Origin of the sequence: Serratia sp. K-E0102, from assembly GCF_029962625.1 — a bacterium.
Classification (GTDB): Bacteria; Pseudomonadota; Gammaproteobacteria; order Enterobacterales; family Enterobacteriaceae; genus Serratia; species Serratia sarumanii.
The window spans coordinates 5,090,824-5,112,172 of the sequence record NZ_CP124754.1; the positions used below are offsets into that span (position 1 = coordinate 5,090,824).

15 protein-coding genes, 1 tRNA gene and 3 rRNA genes are annotated in these 21,349 nt (G+C 56.6%); 8 read left to right on the forward strand and 11 right to left on the reverse strand.

Translation table 11 applies throughout. The features are described from left to right. Window positions 1-26: 26 nt before the first annotated feature. From glnA to SSARUM2_RS24050, 4 genes are all read left to right on the forward strand, one after another. The gene (gene glnA, locus SSARUM2_RS24035; RefSeq protein WP_004931244.1) at window positions 27-1,436 is read left to right on the forward strand and encodes a glutamate--ammonia ligase; all 1,410 of its coding nucleotides are present in this window, start codon (window positions 27-29) and stop codon (window positions 1,434-1,436) included. Between the two features lie 193 nt (window positions 1,437-1,629). Beyond that, window positions 1,630-2,679 carry a nitrogen regulation protein NR(II) gene (gene glnL / locus SSARUM2_RS24040; RefSeq protein ID WP_004931246.1) on the forward strand — a complete coding sequence of 350 codons (1,050 nt, stop codon included), beginning with the start codon at window positions 1,630-1,632 and terminating at the stop codon, window positions 2,677-2,679. An 8-nt stretch (window positions 2,680-2,687) separates the two neighbouring features. Then, window positions 2,688-4,100 carry a nitrogen regulation protein NR(I) gene (glnG, locus tag SSARUM2_RS24045; RefSeq protein ID WP_015379452.1) on the forward strand — a complete coding sequence of 471 codons (1,413 nt, stop codon included), beginning with the start codon at window positions 2,688-2,690 and terminating at the stop codon, window positions 4,098-4,100. A 113-nt stretch (window positions 4,101-4,213) separates the two neighbouring features. Beyond that, window positions 4,214-4,336: a YshB family small membrane protein gene (locus SSARUM2_RS24050; protein ID WP_015379453.1), complete on the forward strand. Its 123-nt coding sequence runs from the start codon at window positions 4,214-4,216 to the stop codon at window positions 4,334-4,336. 34 nt (window positions 4,337-4,370) lie between these two features. Here SSARUM2_RS24050 and hemN read toward each other — a convergent pair whose 3' ends face one another. The 3 genes from hemN to SSARUM2_RS24065 all read right to left on the reverse strand — a co-directional run bounded on the left by hemN (window position 4,371) and on the right by SSARUM2_RS24065 (window position 6,695). Next, a complete protein-coding gene (gene hemN, locus SSARUM2_RS24055) occupies window positions 4,371-5,744 on the reverse strand; it encodes an oxygen-independent coproporphyrinogen III oxidase (RefSeq protein WP_060424787.1) in 1,374 nt (457 codons plus the stop codon). 182 nt (window positions 5,745-5,926) lie between these two features. After that, on the reverse strand, window positions 5,927-6,466 hold the full coding sequence (gene yihI / locus SSARUM2_RS24060) for a Der GTPase-activating protein YihI (RefSeq protein ID WP_071883854.1): 540 nt from the start codon (window positions 6,464-6,466) through the stop codon (window positions 5,927-5,929). Window positions 6,467-6,491: 25 nt separating this feature from the next. After that, window positions 6,492-6,695 carry a hypothetical protein gene (locus SSARUM2_RS24065; protein WP_223182053.1) on the reverse strand — a complete coding sequence of 68 codons (204 nt, stop codon included), beginning with the start codon at window positions 6,693-6,695 and terminating at the stop codon, window positions 6,492-6,494. Between the two features lie 505 nt (window positions 6,696-7,200). Between SSARUM2_RS24065 and yihA the strand changes: the two genes are divergently transcribed. Beyond that, window positions 7,201-7,845 carry a ribosome biogenesis GTP-binding protein YihA/YsxC gene (gene yihA, locus SSARUM2_RS24070; protein WP_019452177.1) on the forward strand — a complete coding sequence of 215 codons (645 nt, stop codon included), beginning with the start codon at window positions 7,201-7,203 and terminating at the stop codon, window positions 7,843-7,845. A 525-nt stretch (window positions 7,846-8,370) separates the two neighbouring features. On the opposite strand, the gene polA is transcribed toward yihA, so the two are convergent. Next, window positions 8,371-11,172, reverse strand: coding sequence for a DNA polymerase I (gene polA / locus SSARUM2_RS24075; protein ID WP_041037371.1), 2,802 nt, complete (start codon window positions 11,170-11,172; stop codon window positions 8,371-8,373). Window positions 11,173-11,669: 497 nt separating this feature from the next. On the opposite strand from polA, the gene SSARUM2_RS24080 reads away from it, so the two are divergent. Beyond that, window positions 11,670-12,566, forward strand: coding sequence for an acyltransferase (locus SSARUM2_RS24080; RefSeq protein WP_033636498.1), 897 nt, complete (start codon window positions 11,670-11,672; stop codon window positions 12,564-12,566). A gap of 47 nt (window positions 12,567-12,613) precedes the next feature. Here the strand turns inward: SSARUM2_RS24080 and dsbA are convergent, their stop codons facing one another. From dsbA to SSARUM2_RS24095, 3 genes are all read right to left on the reverse strand, one after another. Further along, on the reverse strand, window positions 12,614-13,237 hold the full coding sequence (dsbA, locus tag SSARUM2_RS24085; RefSeq protein ID WP_004931264.1) for a thiol:disulfide interchange protein DsbA: 624 nt from the start codon (window positions 13,235-13,237) through the stop codon (window positions 12,614-12,616). A gap of 29 nt (window positions 13,238-13,266) precedes the next feature. Continuing rightward, complete coding sequence (locus SSARUM2_RS24090) at window positions 13,267-14,253, reverse strand: serine/threonine protein kinase (protein WP_060453235.1); 987 nt, start codon at window positions 14,251-14,253, stop codon at window positions 13,267-13,269. Between the two features lie 98 nt (window positions 14,254-14,351). Further along, window positions 14,352-14,621: a YihD family protein gene (locus SSARUM2_RS24095; protein WP_033638631.1), complete on the reverse strand. Its 270-nt coding sequence runs from the start codon at window positions 14,619-14,621 to the stop codon at window positions 14,352-14,354. Window positions 14,622-14,769: 148 nt separating this feature from the next. Here SSARUM2_RS24095 and mobA point away from each other — a divergent pair, with 148 nt between their 5' ends. Then, entirely contained in the window at window positions 14,770-15,360 is a 591-nt protein-coding gene (mobA, locus tag SSARUM2_RS24100) for a molybdenum cofactor guanylyltransferase MobA (protein ID WP_060439556.1), read from the forward strand. Next, on the forward strand, window positions 15,357-15,875 hold the full coding sequence (gene mobB, locus SSARUM2_RS24105; protein ID WP_033654511.1) for a molybdopterin-guanine dinucleotide biosynthesis protein MobB: 519 nt from the start codon (window positions 15,357-15,359) through the stop codon (window positions 15,873-15,875). Before mobA ends, mobB begins: the two co-directional genes overlap by 4 nt. A gap of 72 nt (window positions 15,876-15,947) precedes the next feature. On the opposite strand, the gene rrf is transcribed toward mobB, so the two are convergent. From rrf to SSARUM2_RS24125, 4 genes are all read right to left on the reverse strand, one after another. Next, window positions 15,948-16,063: ribosomal RNA gene (gene rrf / locus SSARUM2_RS24110) — 5S ribosomal RNA — on the reverse strand. Window positions 16,064-16,167: 104 nt separating this feature from the next. Continuing rightward, window positions 16,168-19,075: ribosomal RNA gene (locus SSARUM2_RS24115) — 23S ribosomal RNA — on the reverse strand. Window positions 19,076-19,314: 239 nt separating this feature from the next. Then, window positions 19,315-19,390: transfer RNA gene (locus SSARUM2_RS24120), tRNA-Glu, on the reverse strand. Window positions 19,391-19,478: 88 nt separating this feature from the next. Beyond that, window positions 19,479-21,020 (reverse strand): 16S ribosomal RNA (locus SSARUM2_RS24125). Together the 16S, 23S and 5S rRNA genes with 1 tRNA gene alongside form the textbook arrangement of a ribosomal RNA operon. Between the last annotated feature and the right edge of the window lie 329 nt (window positions 21,021-21,349).

Genomic DNA, 21,349 nt, shown 5'->3' on the forward strand with positions numbered 1-21,349 from the left:
ACAATGATAAACCGGGAGAGTTAAGTATGTCCGCTGAACACGTTTTGACGATGCTGAATGAGCATGAAGTGAAATTCGTAGACCTGCGTTTCACTGACACCAAGGGTAAGGAACAGCACGTGACTATCCCGGCTCACCAGGTAAACGCCGACTTCTTCGAAGAAGGCAAAATGTTTGACGGCTCCTCTATCGGTGGTTGGAAGGGCATCAACGAATCTGACATGGTGCTGATGCCGGACGCCAGCACGGCGGTTCTGGATCCGTTCTTCGAAGAACCTACCCTGATCATTCGCTGCGACATTCTCGAGCCGGGCACCATGCAAGGCTACGATCGCGACCCGCGCTCCATCTCCAAACGCGCCGAAGACTTCCTGCGCTCCTCCGGCATCGCGGATACCGTGCTGTTCGGGCCAGAGCCTGAGTTCTTCCTGTTCGACGATATCCGCTTCGGCAGCAGCATCCGCGGTTCCCACGTGGCCATCGACGACATCGAAGGCGCCTGGAACTCAGGTACAAAATACGACGGCGGCAACAAAGGCCACCGTCCGGCGGTGAAAGGCGGTTACTTCCCGGTTCCACCGGTCGACTCTTCGCAGGATCTGCGTTCCACCATGTGCTTGACCATGGAAGAGATGGGCCTGGTGGTTGAAGCGCACCACCACGAAGTGGCGACCGCCGGTCAGAACGAAGTGGCAACCCGCTTCAACACCATGACCAAGAAAGCCGACGAAATTCAGATCTACAAATACGTGGTGCACAACGTGGCGCACGCCTTCGGCAAAACCGCGACCTTCATGCCGAAGCCTATGTTCGGCGACAACGGTTCCGGCATGCACTGCCACATGTCACTGTCCAAGAACGGCACCAACCTGTTCGCCGGCGACAAATACGGCGGCCTGTCTGAAACCGCGCTGTTCTACATCGGCGGCATCATCAAGCACGCCAAGGCGATCAACGCCCTGGCCAACCCGACCACCAACTCGTACAAACGTTTGGTGCCGGGTTACGAAGCGCCGGTGATGCTGGCTTACTCCGCCCGTAACCGCTCCGCGTCCATCCGCATCCCGGTGGTCGCCAGCCCGAAAGCGCGCCGCATCGAAGCCCGCTTCCCGGATCCGGCGGCTAACCCATACCTGTGCTTCGCCGCGCTGCTGATGGCCGGCCTGGACGGCATCATCAACAAGATCCACCCTGGCGACGCCATGGACAAAAACCTGTACGACCTGCCGCCGGAAGAAGAAGCCGAGATCCCAAAAGTGGCCGGCTCGCTGGACGAGGCGATGGCCGCACTGAACGAAGACCGCGAGTTCCTGACCCGCGGCGGCGTGTTCACCGACGATGCGATCGATGCCTACATCGAACTGCGCAAAGAAGAGATGGACCGCATTCGCATGACGCCACACCCGGTTGAGTTCGAACTGTACTACAGCGTCTAAGCCCTACCCGCGCCGTCTGCGCAGGCGGACGGCGCCCACATTTTTGTTATCGCTTTTTTGTTGCCGTGGAAACTTTCAGCCCATCTTCGGATGGGTTTTTTTCTCCACCGTATTTTCTGCAAAACTATTCCATACCGCGCCGATCCCGGATGGAGTAGGATAGATGCACTAAAAAGGTGCAGGAGTCTGCTGTATGGCAACTGGCAAGCTGCCCGATGCTGGGCAGATCCTCAATTCACTCATCAACAGCATCCTGCTGTTGGATGACTCTCTGGCGGTTCACTACGCCAACCCTGCGGCACAGCAATTGCTGGCGCAAAGCTCCCGCAAGCTGTTCGGCACGCCGCTGCCCGATTTGCTCGGTTATTTTTCGCTGAACGTCTCTTTGATGCGTGAAAGCCTGCGCGCCGGTCAGGGCTTCACCGACAACGAAGTGACCCTGGTGGTCGACGGCCGTGCGCATATCCTTTCCCTGACCGCTCAGGCGCTGCCGGAAGGCTATATTCTGGTCGAGCTGGCGCCGATGGACAATCAGCGCCGCCTGAGCCAGGAACAGCTGCAGCATGCCCAACAGGTGGCGGCCCGCGATCTGGTGCGCGGTTTGGCGCACGAGATTAAAAATCCGCTGGGCGGTCTGCGCGGCGCGGCACAGCTGCTGGCCAAGGCGCTGCCCGATCCGGCGCTGACCGAATACACCAAGGTGATCATCGAGCAGGCCGATCGGCTGCGCAATCTGGTGGATCGCCTGCTCGGCCCGCAGCGGCCCGGCCAGCACATCACCCAGAGCATCCATCAGGTCGCGGAGCGCGTCTGCCAACTGGTGTCGCTGGAAATGCCGGATAACGTCACGCTGGTGCGCGATTACGATCCGAGCCTGCCGGAAATGGCCCACGACCCGGATCAGATAGAACAGGTGCTGCTGAACATTACCCGCAACGCGCTGCAGGCGCTGGGCGAAGCGGGCGGCACCATCACGCTGCGCACCCGCACCGCGTTTCAGATTACGCTGCACGGCACCCGCTACCGCCTGGCGGCGCGCATCGACGTCGAAGACGACGGCCCCGGCGTGCCGGCGCAGCTGCAGGACACGCTGTTCTACCCGATGGTCAGCGGCCGCGAGGGCGGCACCGGCCTGGGATTATCCATCGCCCGCAATCTTATCGATCAGCATTGCGGAAAAATTGAATTCAACAGTTGGCCAGGTCATACCGAATTCTCGGTCTACCTGCCCATTCGTCAGTGAGGTTTGCTATGCAACGAGGGATAGTCTGGATCGTCGATGACGATAGCTCCATCCGCTGGGTGCTTGAGCGCGCGCTCACCGGCGCGGGCCTGAGCTGCGCCACCTTCGAAGGCGGCAATGACGTGCTGGAAGCCTTGGCCACGCAAACCCCCGACGTGCTGCTGTCCGATATCCGCATGCCGGGCATAGACGGCCTGGCGCTGCTCAAGCAGATCAAACAGCGCCACCCGATGCTGCCGGTGATCATCATGACCGCGCATTCGGATTTGGACGCCGCCGTCAGCGCCTATCAGCAAGGGGCCTTCGACTACCTGCCGAAGCCGTTCGATATCGACGAAGCGGTGGCGCTGGTCGAGCGCGCCATCAGCCATTATCAGGAGCAGCAGCAGCCGGTGCGCAGCCAGCCGGCCAGCGATCCGGCGGCGGACATCATCGGCGAGGCGCCGGCGATGCAGGACGTGTTTCGCATCATCGGCCGGCTGTCGCGTTCGTCGATCAGCGTGTTGATCAACGGTGAATCCGGCACCGGCAAGGAGCTGGTGGCGCATGCGCTGCACCGCCACAGCCCGCGCGCCAAGTCGCCGTTCATCGCCCTGAACATGGCCGCCATCCCCAAGGATCTGATCGAGTCCGAGCTGTTCGGCCACGAGAAAGGCGCCTTCACCGGCGCGAACCAAATCCGTCAGGGCCGTTTTGAACAGGCCGACGGCGGCACGCTGTTCCTCGACGAGATCGGCGATATGCCGCTCGACGTGCAAACGCGCCTGCTGCGGGTGCTGGCGGACGGCCAGTTCTACCGGGTCGGCGGCTATGCGCCGGTGAAGGTCGACGTGCGCATCATCGCCGCCACGCACCAGAATCTGGAGCTGCGGGTGCAGGAAGGCAAGTTCCGCGAGGATCTGTTCCACCGCCTGAACGTGATCCGCGTACATCTGCCGCCGCTGCGCGAGCGCCGTGAAGACATCCCGCGGCTGGCGCGCCACTTCCTGCAGATCGCCGCCAAAGAGTTAGGCGTCGAGGCCAAAAACCTGCACCCGGAAACCGAAACCGCGCTGACCCGCCTGCCCTGGCCGGGCAACGTGCGCCAGCTGGAGAACACCTGCCGCTGGCTGACGGTGATGGCCGCCGGGCAGGAAGTGCTGATCCAGGATCTGCCGGGTGAGCTGTTCGAAACCGCCGCGCCGGAAAGCCCCAGCCACAGTCTGCCGGACAGCTGGGCCACGCTGCTGGCGCAGTGGGCCGATCGCGCGCTGCGTTCCGGTCATCAAAACCTGCTGTCGGAAGCACAGCCGGAAATGGAGCGCACGCTGCTCACCACCGCCCTGCGCCACACCCAGGGGCACAAACAGGAAGCCGCGCGCCTGCTGGGCTGGGGGCGTAATACCCTGACCCGCAAGCTCAAAGAGCTGGGTATGGAATAGGAACGGGGATGGATGATGAAAAACGCCGTCCGGCGCACAAAAAAACGCCAACCGCAGGCTTTACAGCCGGTGCGGGCGCAGTATGATCGTGTCGCACACTCTGGAGGTTGACGATGCTGGACTCATTCATCGTATTCATTTCTCAGGGCGCGGAGCTGGGCTCCGCCGCCAGCCACACCCCGCAGGCGGCGGTTGCCGCGGTATTGTGCGCCGCGCTGATTAACTTCTTCAGTTAAAAAAACAGCCGCATCAGCGGCTGTTTTTTCATCCTCAGATCACCCGTGAGAACTGCTGGCTGCGCGCCTGTTGCCGCAGATAGCGGTCGAAACACATGCAGATATTGCGGATCAGCAAGCGCCCGCGCGGCGTGACGCGAATGCCCTGCTCGTCGCGCTCCACAAGCCCATCGCGTTCAAACGGCGCCAGCAGCTGCAGGTCTTCGGCGAAGTAAGCGGTGAAATCGATGCCGTATTGCCGTTCGAGCGGCTGATACGCCAACCGGAAATTGCAGATCAGGGTTTTGATCAGATCGCGCCGCAGGCAATCGTCGTCCGTCAGCGCCAGCCCGCGCCACAGGGCGTTGCCCTGCGCCGGTACGCTCTCATAGTAATGCTTCAGCTCTTTCTGGTTCTGCGCATAGCTGTCGCCGAGCATGCTGATGGCCGACACGCCCAGCCCCAGCAGATCGCTGTCGCCCTGGGTAGTATAGCCCTGGAAATTGCGGTGCAGCTTGCCTTCGCGTTGGGCGATTGCCAGCTCGTCGTCCGGGCGCGCAAAGTGATCCATGCCGATGAACTGATAGCCGGCGCCGGTCAGGAAAGCGATGCTCTGCTGCAGAATATCCAGCTTCTGCTGGGCGCTGGGCAGATCGGCGTCTTTGATTTTGCGCTGGGCGGCGAACAAGTTCGGCATATGCGCGTAGTTGAACACGCTGAGGCGATCGGGATTCAATTCAGCCACCCGCTGCAGCGTGAAAGCGAAGCTTTCCGGCGTCTGTTTCGGCAGGCCATAGATCAGATCGATATTGGTCGAGCGGAAGCCCAGCGCTTTGGCCCGCTCAATCAGGGCGAAGATAAAGGCTTCGTCCTGCTCGCGGTTGACCAACTGCTGCACCTGTTTGTTGAAATCCTGCACCCCCATGCTCAGACGGTTAAAGCCTTCGGCGCGTAAATGATCGAGCACATCCAGCTCTATCTCGCGCGGATCGACCTCGATCGACATCTCCGCATCGGGCAGGAAATCAAAGTGTTCGCGCAGCAACGCCACCAGCCGGCTGATTTGCGTTTTATCCAGGTAGGTCGGCGTACCGCCGCCCCAGTGCATCTGGCCGACCTTGCGGCCGGCGAACAGCGGCGCACGGCTGGCGATCTCTTGCGCCAAAACGTTCAGGTACTCGTCGGCCTTGTGGGTCTGGCGCGTCACCAGCTTGTTGCAGCCGCAGAAGTAACACAGCTTATGACAGAAAGGGATATGCACATACAGCGACAGCGGCCGCTCAGGGTAACGCGCAGCGGCGCGTTGAAACGCCGCTTCGTCGTAGCGCTGGTTAAACTCCAGCGCCGTGGGGTATGAAGTATAACGCGGCCCTGAGTAGTTATATTTTTGGATCAGGGCCAAATCCCAGACAATCGTCTGCTCTGACATGCTCACTCCTTCCGATATCTTTTTCTACCGGGCCTGGAGAGAGGCGGTTGTCTGCGCTGTCTGGCCACGGAAGCGCTGCGAAAACGCGCTTTGCGCTTAGACAGCCGCCATAGTTTACCGAATAACCACAGCAGATAACACATCAAGAGTAGGGCTATTGCCGGGATGAGCCACATAGCGCGTTAAAAAGCGTCTTTCGGGTTGCCGCCTTTCAGCAGCTTCAGAATATCTTCCTGCTTCTCTTCTTCTTCGTCGTCGTCTTCACCCAGTTCGATGCCCAACACGTCCATCAGCACATCGATGCGATCCAACGTTTTGTCGACATAGGTCTGCTCTTCCGCGTTCAGCGTTTCGCCATCGTCGATGCGATCCAGCAGCGCGTTCAGGCGTTCGTCATTTTCCAGCTTCGCCAGCTCTTCTTCCGGCGACAGGCGCGGTTTCGCTTCGGCCTTTGGCTTCGGCTGCGGTTTGGCCTTCACTTTGGTTTCGTCGACCACCAGCGCTACCGGCACTTTACTGCCGATACGCGGATCTTTGGCTTCCGCCGCCGATTTGTTCTTCTGGCTGCCGGACTCGACCTGGGTGCGCGAACCGGAAGCGTGGCCGCGGCGCTTTTTCAGGCGTTTGCGCTCGCGCGCTTCCTGATCGAGCTCCATACGGCTTTTCTTTTTCGTTTTTGACTTCGCCGCGCTGCCGCGAGGTGCTTTTGATGGCTGGTTCATAGCGTGTGCTCTTAGGTATGTAGATTCAGTATAGAATTGCGGCGGAATCTAGCAGAAAGCGGACAAAGAAAAAAGGCGGCAGGTTAAACCTGCCGCCTATTTCGCACCTTCTTGCGAAGGGTATTCCTGTTACGCGCTCCTTGCGCACATGCAACATCCCGGTTTTTCCTTCTGCTATAACCGCATTCCCTGCCACTACGTCCTTCATCCTGAAAGAAAAATCGTCCATGGCGCAATCCATTCGCATCCGCTCTTCCCGAGCGAGCTTCCTGCCGGCATCCAAACTGCCAATACTTCACCATCCGATGTGCCTGCCGCCTGTTCCGGTGCGAAAGGGTCACTTCCTGTTGCGTTCATCCTGGCACTCATTGCACGCCCTGTGCATTCCCTGAGATTTGTCATCCTTCCCGGATGTTCCTTAATCCTGCGCAACCCTGCGTTAACGACTACTTTACGTTATTGTTGCCAAGGCTCAAGGCACCTGACGCCGATTTGGACGACATTTCCCTACAACGAAAAAACAACATATTGTTTTTAAAATAAAAACAGAAACATCACTTTCGAATAAAGCGACATTACCCGCGATTCGAATGGCAAATGTCTCACAACGTACGCGCGGCATAACCGTCGTTTTATCGCGTCCCGCCGCTTAAAAACCGAGAAACACGCCATTTTTACCGCTGATGCAGTTATAATCGCCAACCAGTTAGCCATCCTCACGGAGACGAAAAATTTTGACCAGCAAGAACTACAACTATCATGTGACCCATTTCGTCACCAGCGCACCCGATATTCGCCATCTGCCGGGGGATGCAGGAATTGAAGTCGCCTTTGCCGGCCGTTCCAACGCCGGGAAATCCAGCGCGCTGAATACGCTGACCAACCAAAAAAGCCTGGCGCGCACCAGTAAGACGCCGGGGCGCACCCAGCTGATCAACCTGTTCGAAGTGGAAGACGGCATCCGCCTGGTCGACCTGCCGGGTTACGGCTACGCCGAAGTGCCGGAAGAGATGAAGCGCAAATGGCAGCGCGCGCTGGGCGAATACCTGCAGATGCGCAACAGCCTGAAAGGCCTGGTGGTGCTGATGGATATTCGCCATCCGCTGAAAGATCTCGACCAGCAGATGATCCAGTGGGCGGTCGACGTCGGCACGCCGGTGCTGGTGCTGCTGACCAAGGCCGACAAGCTGGCCTCCGGCGCACGCAAGGCGCAGCTCAATATGGTGCGTGAAGCGGTGCTGCCGTTTATGGGGGATATCCAGGTTGAAGCCTTCTCGTCGCTGAAGAAGATCGGCGTCGACAAGCTGCGCCAGAAGCTGGACACCTGGTTTAACGAGATCCCACCGGAAGTGCTGCCGGAAGACGAAGCCGGCGAATAAGCCCAGGCCGAACGCCAGAGCCGATGCCTCGCCGCATCGGCTTTTTTATACCCGCAGTTCAGCCGCAGGCGGGATTTTTTGTTATCTAATTACAGTTCTGAAATAAAGCCATCATAAAAACTTATCGCCAGGGCTGGCTTATCTCGCCGGATTACGCGAGTCGAAAGGAGGAAAGCAGGAAAGCAGGAACGAAAAGCGGTGCGGAGCGATAGGAAAAACGTATGGTTTGCTGCTGTTTTTACAATAAAAAACGCCCCAGTCAATACTGACTGGGGCGGCTAAATATTCAGCCAAATCCGATTACGTGAAGTAAAAGGTCTGAAAGATAGAACATCTTACCTCTGTACCCTACGCCTGTAACTCTACCTTATTTTTTCGCAGGGCAAAAGAATTTTTTGTAGTTTACTTACACAATTTGCGGCGCAAGAACGGCGAAGTTGGGGAAACTATCGCCGCATCTTGTAGCTTAATTACGAAAAGTGCTTAGGTTATCGCCAGTTAGCGCATCCGGCGATAACCCGGTAATCAGTGCGCCTCATCCCAGTTCATGCCGACGCCCACGTCGACCTTCAGCGGCACCGCCAGAGTCATGCTGCCTTCCATCAATTGACGGATGCGTTGGCTGGCTTCTTCGATCACCGACTCATGCACCTCAAATACCAATTCATCGTGCACCTGCATGATCGCGCGCACCAACGGCTTCTCCTGCCCTTGCAGCCAGGCGTCGACCTCGATCATCGCACGCTTGATGATATCGGCCGCGGTGCCCTGCATCGGGGCGTTGATGGCGGCGCGCTCGGCCGCCTTGCGGCGCATGGCGTTGCTGGAGCGGACGTCCGGCAGGTACAGGCGGCGCCCGTCCAGCGTGCTGACATAGCCCTGTTCGGAAGCCTGTTGACGGGTGCGCTCCATGTAGTCCAGCACGCCCGGATAACGCTCGAAGTACAGATCCATATAGCGCTGAGCTTCCCCACGCGGGATCCCCAACTGGCGCGCCAGGCCGAAGGCGCTCATGCCGTAAATCAGGCCAAAGTTAATCGCCTTGGCGCTGCGGCGCTGTTCGCCGGTCACTTTATCCAACGGCACACCGAAGACTTCCGACGCCGTGGCGCGGTGAATGTCTTTCCCTTCGGCGAAGGCCTTCAGCAGCCCTTCATCCTGTGACAGATGCGCCATGATGCGCAGCTCGATCTGCGAGTAGTCGGCCGCGACGATGCGGTAGCCTTCCGGCGCGATGAAAGCCTGGCGGATGCGCCGCCCTTCTTCGTTGCGCACCGGGATGTTCTGCAGGTTCGGATCGCTCGAGGAGAGACGGCCGGTCGCAGTCACCGCCTGATGGTACGAGGTGTGTACCCGGCCGCTGACCGGGTTGATCATCAGCGGCAGCTTGTCGGTATAGGTGGTCTTCAGCTTCGCCAGGCCGCGGTATTCCAGGATCACCTTCGGCAGCGGGTAATCCAGCGCCAGCTCGGCCAGCACTTCTTCGTTGGTGGACGGCGCACCGCCCGGAGTTTTCTTCAGCACCGGCAACTTTTGTTTCTCGTACAAGATAGCCTGCAGCTGCTTGGTCGACGCCAGGTTGAACGGCTCTTCCGCCAGCTCGTGGGCCTGCGCCTCCAGCTCAGCCAGACGCTTGGCCAGCTCCTGGGAGTGGGCCGACAAAATGGCCGGATCGATCAGCACCCCGGTGCGTTCGATATGCGACAGCACCGGCAGCAGCGGCATTTCAATCTCGTTGAACACCGTCAGCAGCTCTGCGCTCTGTTTCAACTGCGGCCACATCGCCAGGTGCAACTGCAGCGTGACATCGGCGTCTTCGGCGGCGTAAGGCGCCGCCTGCTCCAGCGCGATCTGATTGAACGTCAGCTGGTTTTTGCCCTTGCCGGCGATCTCTTCGAAGGTGATGGTTTTATGGCCCAGATAACGATCGGCCAGGCTGTCCATATCGTGACGGCCGCCGACGCTGTCCAGCACATAGGACTCCAGCATGGTGTCGTAGGCGATGCCGCGCATCTCAATGCCGTAGCGCGCCAGCAGGCTCATGTCGAACTTCAGGTTTTGCCCGACCTTCAGCGCCTTATCGTCCTCCAGCAGCGGCTTGAGCGCTTCCAGCACGTAGGCGCGGTCCAGCTGTGGCGGTGCGTCCAGATAATCGTGCGCCACCGGCAAATAAGCCGCCTCGCCCGGCGCGATCGCGAAGGACAGGCCGATCAGGTTGGCGGTCAGGGTATCCAGACCGTCGGTTTCGGTATCGAAGGCAAACACGTCGGCCTTTTTCAGCCGCGCCAGCCAGTCGGTAAAGGTCGCTTCATCCAGAATGGTGACATAACCGTCCTGGGACAGCTTGGCCTCCGCCAGCGCCTTCGGCGCTTCCGCGGCGGCGGCGGCCGGTTTGGCGCCGCCGGTAGCTTTCGCTCCCGCGCCTTTCTTGTTTTCCAGCCATACGCCGGCTTCCACGTCCGCCAGCCAGCGTTTGAATTCGTACTGTTTGAACAGCTGCTGCAGCGTATCGACATCCGGTGCAGAGACCGTCAGATCCGCGCAGGTCAGATCCAGCTCAACGTCGGTTTTGATCGTCGCCAGCTTATAGGAGAGGTACGCGACCTCTTTGTTCTGCTCCAGCTTGGCCGCCATGGTTTTGGCGCCGCGGAAGCTCAGCGTGGCGATATTCTCCAGATTGCCGTACAGCGCATCCAGCCCGCCGATACCCTGCAGCAACGCCTGAGCGGTTTTCTCACCCACGCCCGGCACGCCGGGAATGTTGTCCGATGAATCGCCCATCAGCGCCAGGAAGTCGATGATCAGCTCCGGCGGAATACCGTACTTGTCGCACACTTCCTGCGGGCCGAGGATGGTGTTGTTCATGGTGTTGATCAGGGTGACGTTCGGCGTCACCAGCTGCGCCATGTCTTTGTCGCCGGTGCTGATCAGCACCGCGTGGCCGGCCTTTTCGGCCTCCAGCGCCAGCGTACCGATGACGTCGTCCGCCTCAACGCCGGGCGTCACCAGCAGCGGCAGGCCCATCGCCTTGACCATGTTGTGCAGCGGCTCGATCTGCGCACGCAGATCGTCCGGCATCGGTGGCCGGTGCGATTTGTATTCGGCGAAGAGATCATCGCGGAAGGTCTTCCCTTTGGCATCAAACACCACGGCAACGTGGCTCGGTTGATACTGCAGCAGCAGGCTGCGCAGCATATTCAGCACGCCGTACATCGCGCCGGTCGGCTCGCCCGCCGAGTTGGTCAGCGGCGGGAAGGCGTGATAAGCGCGGTAGAGGTAGGAGGAACCGTCAACCAGGATTAGTGGGTTTTCTGCAATCTGGGCCATAGCGTTTCTTTATCGTGATCGGACATAGGGGTAAGCATGCCATAGCTGGCCGCCGGAGACGAACCTTAGCGTGCATTGCGGACGAAAATGATGAGATTGTGCGCGAGGATCCGCAAGATCTTACCTGTGGATAACTTTGTGCATAGAAAAGAGACCTAATTATAACGTTGTGATTATCGTTATAACGGCGAATAAAATTCCTATTTAAATCACCGCGTTAAAAGAACGAATTCCGGCGACGCTTTATTACTGGCTTTTATTGGATTTGTGGATATAACTTTCGCCGGATTTTAATCGCACTATTAATCAAATTCGGCGCCTCAATTACCTTAGCACAAGCTGGACAAGTTGCACAAAAACTCGGCAAATGGTTATCCGGCGAGGCGAAAAACAGTGATTTTTAGCGGCGCTTTACCCCGACATTCTCTGTTAAAATAGGCTTTTGTTCATGCGCTTCGGCATGCAACGATGTTCCCAACAACCGTCAGCCCATAACCATGCCAAGATTGCTAACGCCTGTTATCTTTATCATTTCCGTCATACTCACCATTCTGGTAACGGTGTTGTGTTCTATCCCCATCACGCTGGCCGGCATCGTGAAACTCCTGGTGCCCATTCCCGCCGTCTGGCGATATATCTCTGCTTTCGCCGATTTCATGATGTGGTGTTGGTGTCAGGGGCTGGCGCTGTTATTGCGCATTAACGGGCAATTGCGTTGGGATATTGAAGGGCTGGAAGGGCTGGATCGCAAAAACTGGTATCTGCTGATCAGCAACCACGAAAGCTGGTCAGACATTGTCGTGTTGTGCGTGCTGTTCAGAAATCATATTCCAATGAATAAGTATTTCCTCAAGCAACAGCTCGCCTGGGTGCCTTTTGTCGGCCTGGCCTGCTGGGCGCTGGATATGCCATTCATGAAGCGTTACTCCCGCGCCTATTTGCTCAAGCATCCGGAGAAGCGCGGCAAGGATATCGAAACCACGCGCCGTTCCTGCGAAAAATTCCGTCAACGTCCAACCACCATCGTCAATTTCGTCGAAGGTTCGCGCTTCACCGAAGCCAAGAAAATTAAAAGCAATTCGCCGTATCGCAATTTGCTGGCGCCCAAAGCCGCCGGCATCGCGTTTACCCTTAGCGCGCTGGGCAATCAGTTCGACAAAGTGTTGAACGTCACCCTGCTCTATCCGGAAAATAACCAACGGCCTTTTCTGGATATGCTGTGCGGTCGTTTGACGCGCATCGTGGTAAGAATAGAGACGCTACCGATCGATGAAACCCTGCACGGGGACTATTTCAACGACAAGCAGTTCAAGCGGCGTTTCCAACTGTGGCTGAATACGCTGTGGCAGGAAAAAGACCGGCTGCTGGATAAATTGAAGCGGCAATACGGATAAAAAAAACGCCGGCAACGAACGCCGGCGTTTTTCATGTTGAATCTGGCTTATTTCTGCTGGCTGAGGAATTTAACCACGTCGGCGAACTGCTTCACGTAAGCGTCCATCGAGCTGGTGTCCAGGCCATCGTTTTTAACCATGTATTTGCCGTTCACGAATACCGCCGGCACACCGCGCAGTTGCAGATCTTCCGCGGCTTTCTCCTGTTGAACCACCAGAGATTTCACCACGAAGCTGTTCCATGCCGCGTCATAATCTGCGGCGGTCACGCCCGCTTTCACGAAGACGTTACGGATATCATCCGGCGTTTGCACGGTCTGGGTTTTCTGCACCGCTTCAAACATCAACGGGCTTACCTTGTCTTCCACGCCCAGCGCCATCGCCACCGCCCATGCCTGAGTCAGCTGTTTGCCCAGCGGCCCCAGGAACTCAACGTGGTACTTGGTCATTTTGGTGCCGGCAGGCAGCGCCTTCTTCACGTTCTCGGACACGTGATAGACCTGCTCGAACTGGTAGCAGTGCGGGCAGTAGAAGGAGAAGAACTCCAGCACCTGAGGCTCACCGGTCACCGGCTTGTCCAGGGTCACGTACTGAGCGCCATCGCTAAACTGTGCCGCCGAGGCACTGAAGGCCATCACCATGCCAACGAGCGCCAACCATATTTTTTTCATAAGACTAAACTCTCCATTGTGTTAAAGCTTCAATACATTGGCGTCAGCTGCAGAGGGGGCTCCTGCAACAGCTTAACCTGTTCGGTGAAGGCCGCAGTCTGAGACAACCAGAAATCAGACTCCGCCATCCACGGAAAACTCTTAGGGAAGGCCGGATCCTGCCAACGGCGGGCGACCCAAGCCAGGTAATACACCATGCGCATCGCCCGCAGCGGCTCAATCAACGCCAGCTCGCGTTGGTCGAACTCGGCAAATTCGCCGTACGCTTCCAGCAAGACGTCCAGCTGCATCAATTGATCGCGCCGCTCACCGTGCAGCAGCATCCACAAGTCCTGCACCGCCGGGCCGTTACGCGCGTCATCAAGATCGACGAACAGCGGGCCGTCGCGCCACAGAATATTGCCCGGATGGCAATCACCGTGCAAACGGCGCGGCTGCCAGTCCAGATGCCAGTGCGCCTTGATCGCCGCAATCAGGTTGTCCGTTGCCAGCAGGAACGCGTCACGCTGTGCTGCCGGCAACAGCCCGCAATCGGCCAACACCTGACGCGGGGCGGTGAGATACTCTTCAACCCCCATCGTCGGCCGTTCGGCGAACAAACGCTCGCCGCCGACCTGATGGATACGGCCCAGGAAACGACCCACCCATTCCAACTGATCCAGGTTGTCTATCTCATATTGGCGCCCGCCCACGCTGGGAAACAGGGTAAAGAAGAATCCACAGTGCGTATGCAGCGTAGCGCCTTGCAGCGCCAGCGGCGCCACCGCAGGAATTTCCGCGCTGGCCAGATCCAGAGCGAACTGATGTTCCTCACCGATTTGTGCGGCGCTCCAGCGCTCCGGGCGGTAAAACTTCACCACGTAGCGCCGGCGATCTTCGTCCATAAACTGATAGACGCGGTTCTCATAGCTGTTCAGCGCCGTCAGGCCGGAATCGACGCGCAGGCCAACCCCTTCTAGCGCGTCCATAATCAAATCGGGCGACAGGGTGTCGAAATTAAAAGCAGAGTTATTCATAACGTTCGTTTGATCGCTGACAGCACGGTGCCGGGAATGAGAAATAGTAGCATTAATGACGCCTTTCACGAGCTATGCTTTCTCGCACCGCGCGAGGATCAGTCCTTGATAACGCCGCGAGCGCGCAACAGCGCCGTTTTAAAATCTTCTTCGTAATCTTTCTTCAGGCCCGGGATCTGATCCGTGCCGGCGCTGCCGCGCATTTTCAGATGGTAAATAAGAATGTCGTCGCTCAGTTCGGACAACTCGCCCTGGAAACCCGCTTCCTGCGCCAGCTTTTGCAAAAACTGCATCAAATTGAGATCGGGATCTTCCTGCCAGGCCGGGTGCAACAGCTCGATCAACTCGTTTACGCGATGCGTTTTCATCTCAATATCGTCCAATAGCATGAATAAACTCACAAAGTAACAGGCTTACCCACGCAGTGAAAGAACCGGCTTGTCAATAAAGGTAAATCCTGATGTCGCGCCGGCTTTAGCGCTACAATCAGCGCATCGACAAGGCGGGATAAACGAGATGCATAAAGAAATCAGCGGCGTCATTTTGGCCGGCGGACGGGCCACGCGTATGGGCGGTGAAGACAAAGGCCTGGTGTCGATTGCCGGTATCGCACTCTATCAACACGTATTGGCTCGGTTACGGCCGCAAGTGGCTTCCGTCGCCATCAGCGCCAATCGCAATCAGGCACGTTACCAGGCGAGCGGTTTGCCGGTGATTGGCGATCTGACGCCCGATTTCGCCGGGCCGTTGGCCGGGATGCTCGCCGGGCTCAAACAGGCCCCCAGCGAGTGGGTGGCCTTCGTCCCTTGTGACGTCCCCGACTTTCCCGCCGATTTAGTCGCGCAGCTATGGCGGCAAAAAGGCGCGGCGCCAGCAGCCTTTGCCAGCGATGGTGAACGAGATCACCCTACGCTGGCATTATTGCATACCCAAATAGCGCCGCAGCTGGCCAACTATCTGGCGCGCGGTGAACGCAAGCTGATGCTGTTCTTGCATCAGATTAACGCACAACGCGTGGTGTTCAGCGGGCAGCAAACGGCATTTCATAACCTGAATACGCCGGAAGACTGCCTGCACTGGCAGCAAGCACGAGAGCTAAAAACATGAATCGTTCATTGCCCCCTTTGCTGGCCATCGGCGCCTACAGCGGGACGGGGAAAACCACCCTGCTCAAGCAATTGATCCCAATGCTGAAACAGCGCCAGGTGCGGGTTGGACTGATAAAGCATACGCATCACGACATGGATGTGGATACGCCGGGTAAAGACAGCTATGAGCTGCGCAAAGCGGGTGCCGACCAAACGCTGGTCGCCAGCGATCGCCGTTGGGCATTGATGACCGAAACGCCGGAGCAACAACCTTTGGATCTACGCTACCTGGCAGGGCGTTTTGACGCCGATAAGGTCGATTTGATTCTGGTGGAAGGGTTCAAACATGAGCCGGTCAGCAAGATCCTGCTTTATCGGGCCGAGATCGGCAGACCGTTGGAAGACATGCTGGATAAATTTGTCGTGGCGGTAGCCAGCGACCAGCCGCTATCCATCGCGGCTAAGCAGTTGGATCTCAATCAACCGGAAAGCATCGCCGACTTTATTGTCGAGTGGTTGAAAGGCGCAGCGTAGCTGCGCTTTTTTGCGTTTTACGCATAGCAAAAAGCCCTGAACGTCAGTTCAGGGCTTTCGGCTTTATTTGATGCCTGGCAGTGTCCTACTCTCGCATGGGGAGACCCCACACTACCATCGGCGCTACGGCGTTTCACTTCTGAGTTCGGCATGGGGTCAGGTGGGACCACCGCGCTATTGCCGCCAGGCAAATTCTGTTTCATTCCAACCGCTTCACTCTCGTGTCGCCATCAGAACCAATCTCGGAACTTCGCTGAAAATATCTTCGTCTCTAAAACACCTTCGGTGTTGTAAGGTTAAGCCTCACGGATCATTAGTACTGGTTAGCTCAATGCATCGCTGCACTTACACACCCAGCCTATCAACGTCTTAGTCTTAAACGTTCCTTCAGGGGCCTTAAAGGCCCAGGGAAGACTCATCTTGAGGCAAGTTTCGCGCTTAGATGCTTTCAGCGCTTATCTTTTCCGCACTTAGCTACCGGGCAATGCCATTGGCATGACAACCCGAACACCAGTGGTGCGTTCACTCCGGTCCTCTCGTACTAGGAGCAACCCCTCTCAATCTTCCAACGCCCACGGCAGATAGGGACCGAACTGTCTCACGACGTTCTAAACCCAGCTCGCGTACCACTTTAAATGGCGAACAGCCATACCCTTGGGACCTACTTCAGCCCCAGGATGTGATGAGCCGACATCGAGGTGCCAAACACCGCCGTCGATATGAACTCTTGGGCGGTATCAGCCTGTTATCCCCGGAGTACCTTTTATCCGTTGAGCGATGGCCCTTCCATTCAGAACCACCGGATCACTAAGACCTACTTTCGTACCTGCTCGAGCCGTCACTCTCGCAGTCAAGCTAGCTTATGCCTTTGCACTAACCTCACGATGTCCGACCGTGATTAGCTAACCTTCGTGCTCCTCCGTTACTCTTTGGGAGGAGACCGCCCCAGTCAAACTACCCACCAGACACTGTCCTCACCCCAGATTATGGGGCCGAGTTAGAACATCAAACATTAAAGGGTGGTATTTCAAGGATGGCTCCACGCAGACTGGCGTCCACGCTTCAAAGCCTCCCACCTATCCTACACATCAAGGCTCAATGTTCAGTGTCAAGCTATAGTAAAGGTTCACGGGGTCTTTCCGTCTTGCCGCGGGTACACTGCATCTTCACAGCGAGTTCAATTTCACTGAGTCTCGGGTGGAGACAGCCTGGCCATCATTACGCCATTCGTGCAGGTCGGAACTTACCCGACAAGGAATTTCGCTACCTTAGGACCGTTATAGTTACGGCCGCCGTTTACTGGGGCTTCGATCAAGAGCTTCGCCTTGCGGCTGACCCCATCAATTAACCTTCCAGCACCGGGCAGGCGTCACACCGTATACGTCCACTTTCGTGTTTGCACAGTGCTGTGTTTTTATTAAACAGTTGCAGCCAGCTGGTATCTTCGACTGGCTTCAGCTCCATCCGCAAGGGACTTCACCTACATGCCAGCGTGCCTTCTCCCGAAGTTACGGCACCATTTTGCCTAGTTCCTTCACCCGAGTTCTCTCAAGCGCCTTGGTATTCTCTACCTGACCACCTGTGTCGGTTTGGGGTACGATTTAATGTTACCTGGAGCTTAGAGGATTTTCCTGGAAGCAGGGCATCAACTACTTCTGCACCGTAGTGCATCGTCATCACGCCTCAGGGTTAGTATGCAACCGGATTTACCAGGTCACACCCCCTACACGCTTAAACCGGGACAACCGTCGCCCGGCCAGCCTAGCCTTCTCCGTCCCCCCTTCGCAGTAACACCAAGTACAGGAATATTAACCTGTTTCCCATCGACTACGCTTTTCAGCCTCGCCTTAGGGGTCGACTCACCCTGCCCCGATTAACGTTGGACAGGAACCCTTGGTCTTCCGGCGAGCGGGCTTTTCACCCGCTTTATCGTTACTTATGTCAGCATTCGCACTTCTGATACCTCCAGCAACCCTCACAGGCCACCTTCAACGGCTTACAGAACGCTCCCCTACCCAACAACGCCTAAGCGTCGCTGCCGCAGCTTCGGTGCATGGTTTAGCCCCGTTACATCTTCCGCGCAGGCCGACTCGACCAGTGAGCTATTACGCTTTCTTTAAATGATGGCTGCTTCTAAGCCAACATCCTGGCTGTCTGTGCCTTCCCACATCGTTTCCCACTTAACCATGACTTTGGGACCTTAGCTGGCGGTCTGGGTTGTTTCCCTCTTCACGACGGACGTTAGCACCCGCCGTGTGTCTCCCGTGATAACATTCTTCGGTATTCGGAGTTTGCATCGGTTTGGTAAGCCGGGATGGCCCCCTAGCCGAAACAGTGCTCTACCCCCGAAGATGAGTTCACGAGGCGCTACCTAAATAGCTTTCGGGGAGAACCAGCTATCTCCCGGTTTGATTGGCCTTTCACCCCCAGCCACAAGTCATCCGCTAATTTTTCAACATTAGTCGGTTCGGTCCTCCAGTTAGTGTTACCCAACCTTCAACCTGCCCATGGCTAGATCACCGGGTTTCGGGTCTATACCTTGCAACTAATCGCCCAGTTAAGACTCGGTTTCCCTACGGCTCCCCTATACGGTTAACCTTGCTACAAAATATAAGTCGCTGACCCATTATACAAAAGGTACGCAGTCACACCACGAAGGTGCTCCCACTGCTTGTACGTACACGGTTTCAGGTTCTATTTCACTCCCCTCGCCGGGGTTCTTTTCGCCTTTCCCTCACGGTACTGGTTCACTATCGGTCAGTCAGGAGTATTTAGCCTTGGAGGATGGTCCCCCCATATTCAGACAGGATGTCACGTGTCCCGCCCTACTCATCGAACTCACGACCTGTGCATTTTAGTGTACGGGGCTATCACCCTTTGCTGCGCGACTTTCCAGACGCTTCCACTAACACACAAGCCGATTCAGGTTCTGGGCTCCTCCCCGTTCGCTCGCCGCTACTGGGGGAATCTCGGTTGATTTCTTTTCCTCGGGGTACTTAGATGTTTCAGTTCCCCCGGTTCGCCTCATGCCACTATGTATTCATGACATGATAGTGTGTCGAAACACACTGGGTTTCCCCATTCGGGTATCGCCGGTTGTAACGGTTCATATCACCTTACCGACGCTTTTCGCAGATTAGCACGCCCTTCATCGCCTCTGACTGCCTAGGCATCCACCGTGTACGCTTAGTCACTTAACCTCACAACCCGAAGATGTTTCCATCGTTCAAGTTGCAAACATTTGAGAGACTCTATGACAGGTTACTCTTTATCCCAGCACTTCTACGGAGGGATAAATTTCAGCCGTCATGTTTCAATTTTCAGCTTGTTCCAGATTGTTAAAGAGCAATATCTTAAACATGACTCGAAAGTCATCTTTAAGATATGGTGTATCGTCAGATACTGAAGACCGCCGCTTTCACCGGGTGGGTCGGAAGCTTGGCGTCCCCTAGGGGATTCGAACCCCTGTTACCGCCGTGAAAGGGCGGTGTCCTAGGCCTCTAGACGAAGGGGACACGACACCGTACTTTTATGACGCTTTTGCTCGTTACTTTTTCATCAGACAATCTGTGTGAGCACGCCACTCGAAGCAATATCTTTAGGTAAGGAGGTGATCCAACCGCAGGTTCCCCTACGGTTACCTTGTTACGACTTCACCCCAGTCATGAATCACAAAGTGGTAAGCGCCCTCCCGAAGGTTAAGCTACCTACTTCTTTTGCAACCCACTCCCATGGTGTGACGGGCGGTGTGTACAAGGCCCGGGAACGTATTCACCGTAGCATTCTGATCTACGATTACTAGCGATTCCGACTTCATGGAGTCGAGTTGCAGACTCCAATCCGGACTACGACGTACTTTATGAGGTCCGCTTGCTCTCGCGAGGTCGCTTCTCTTTGTATACGCCATTGTAGCACGTGTGTAGCCCTACTCGTAAGGGCCATGATGACTTGACGTCATCCCCACCTTCCTCCAGTTTATCACTGGCAGTCTCCTTTGAGTTCCCGGCCGAACCGCTGGCAACAAAGGATAAGGGTTGCGCTCGTTGCGGGACTTAACCCAACATTTCACAACACGAGCTGACGACAGCCATGCAGCACCTGTCTCAGAGTTCCCGAAGGCACCAATCCATCTCTGGAAAGTTCTCTGGATGTCAAGAGTAGGTAAGGTTCTTCGCGTTGCATCGAATTAAACCACATGCTCCACCGCTTGTGCGGGCCCCCGTCAATTCATTTGAGTTTTAACCTTGCGGCCGTACTCCCCAGGCGGTCGATTTAACGCGTTAGCTCCGGAAGCCACGCCTCAAGGGCACAACCTCCAAATCGACATCGTTTACAGCGTGGACTACCAGGGTATCTAATCCTGTTTGCTCCCCACGCTTTCGCACCTGAGCGTCAGTCTTCGTCCAGGGGGCCGCCTTCGCCACCGGTATTCCTCCAGATCTCTACGCATTTCACCGCTACACCTGGAATTCTACCCCCCTCTACGAGACTCTAGCTTGCCAGTTTCAAATGCAGTTCCCAGGTTGAGCCCGGGGATTTCACATCTGACTTAACAAACCGCCTGCGTGCGCTTTACGCCCAGTAATTCCGATTAACGCTTGCACCCTCCGTATTACCGCGGCTGCTGGCACGGAGTTAGCCGGTGCTTCTTCTGCGAGTAACGTCAATTGATGAACGTATTAAGTTCACCACCTTCCTCCTCGCTGAAAGTGCTTTACAACCCGAAGGCCTTCTTCACACACGCGGCATGGCTGCATCAGGCTTGCGCCCATTGTGCAATATTCCCCACTGCTGCCTCCCGTAGGAGTCTGGACCGTGTCTCAGTTCCAGTGTGGCTGGTCATCCTCTCAGACCAGCTAGGGATCGTCGCCTAGGTGAGCCATTACCCCACCTACTAGCTAATCCCATCTGGGCACATCTGATGGCAAGAGGCCCGAAGGTCCCCCTCTTTGGTCTTGCGACGTTATGCGGTATTAGCTACCGTTTCCAGTAGTTATCCCCCTCCATCAGGCAGTTTCCCAGACATTACTCACCCGTCCGCCGCTCGTCACCCGGGGAGCAAGCTCCCCTGTGCTACCGCTCGACTTGCATGTGTTAAGCCTGCCGCCAGCGTTCAATCTGAGCCATGATCAAACTCTTCAATTAAAAGCTTGATGTGCTTCCACTCGAGAAGCGATGCTCAAAGATATACTGCATGAATTTTACTTCAGTTAGTCACTCTTCAAGACTTGATATTTTTTTGCATCCGAAGATGCTGGATATCGTCTTGTGGAGTGCCCACACAGATTGTCTGATAAATTGTTAAAGAGCAGTGCCGAGAAACTCATCGGCGCGGGCTGCGTATATTACGCTTTTAGCCCGGAGAGTCAAGCGTTTATTTTGCTTTCTTCTCGCTGACCCGGCGGCTTGTCAGTCGTTGTTCCCGGTCAGTGGAGGCGCATTATAGGGAGTTCTCGGCAGGCCGCAACCCCTAA

What these genes read in the sequence shown, in the direction of transcription:
- glnG (WP_015379452.1), top strand. Translation starts at nt 2,688, where the DNA reads ATGCAACGAGGGATAGTCTGGATCGTCGATGACGATAGCTCCATCCGC.
- SSARUM2_RS24065 (WP_223182053.1), bottom strand. Translation starts at nt 6,695, where the DNA reads ATGGACGATTTTTCTTTCAGGATGAAGGACGTAGTGGCAGGGAATGCG.
- SSARUM2_RS24080 (WP_033636498.1), top strand. Translation starts at nt 11,670, where the DNA reads ATGCCAAGATTGCTAACGCCTGTTATCTTTATCATTTCCGTCATACTC.
- mobB (WP_033654511.1), top strand. Translation starts at nt 15,357, where the DNA reads ATGAATCGTTCATTGCCCCCTTTGCTGGCCATCGGCGCCTACAGCGGG.
- hemN (WP_060424787.1), bottom strand. Translation starts at nt 5,744, where the DNA reads ATGTCAGAGCAGACGATTGTCTGGGATTTGGCCCTGATCCAAAAATAT.
- SSARUM2_RS24050 (WP_015379453.1), top strand. Translation starts at nt 4,214, where the DNA reads ATGCTGGACTCATTCATCGTATTCATTTCTCAGGGCGCGGAGCTGGGC.
- SSARUM2_RS24090 (WP_060453235.1), bottom strand. Translation starts at nt 14,253, where the DNA reads ATGAATAACTCTGCTTTTAATTTCGACACCCTGTCGCCCGATTTGATT.
- yihI (WP_071883854.1), bottom strand. Translation starts at nt 6,466, where the DNA reads ATGAACCAGCCATCAAAAGCACCTCGCGGCAGCGCGGCGAAGTCAAAA.
- polA (WP_041037371.1), bottom strand. Translation starts at nt 11,172, where the DNA reads ATGGCCCAGATTGCAGAAAACCCACTAATCCTGGTTGACGGTTCCTCC.
- glnA (WP_004931244.1), top strand. Translation starts at nt 27, where the DNA reads ATGTCCGCTGAACACGTTTTGACGATGCTGAATGAGCATGAAGTGAAA.
- mobA (WP_060439556.1), top strand. Translation starts at nt 14,770, where the DNA reads ATGCATAAAGAAATCAGCGGCGTCATTTTGGCCGGCGGACGGGCCACG.
- glnL (WP_004931246.1), top strand. Translation starts at nt 1,630, where the DNA reads ATGGCAACTGGCAAGCTGCCCGATGCTGGGCAGATCCTCAATTCACTC.
- SSARUM2_RS24095 (WP_033638631.1), bottom strand. Translation starts at nt 14,621, where the DNA reads ATGAAAACGCATCGCGTAAACGAGTTGATCGAGCTGTTGCACCCGGCC.
- dsbA (WP_004931264.1), bottom strand. Translation starts at nt 13,237, where the DNA reads ATGAAAAAAATATGGTTGGCGCTCGTTGGCATGGTGATGGCCTTCAGT.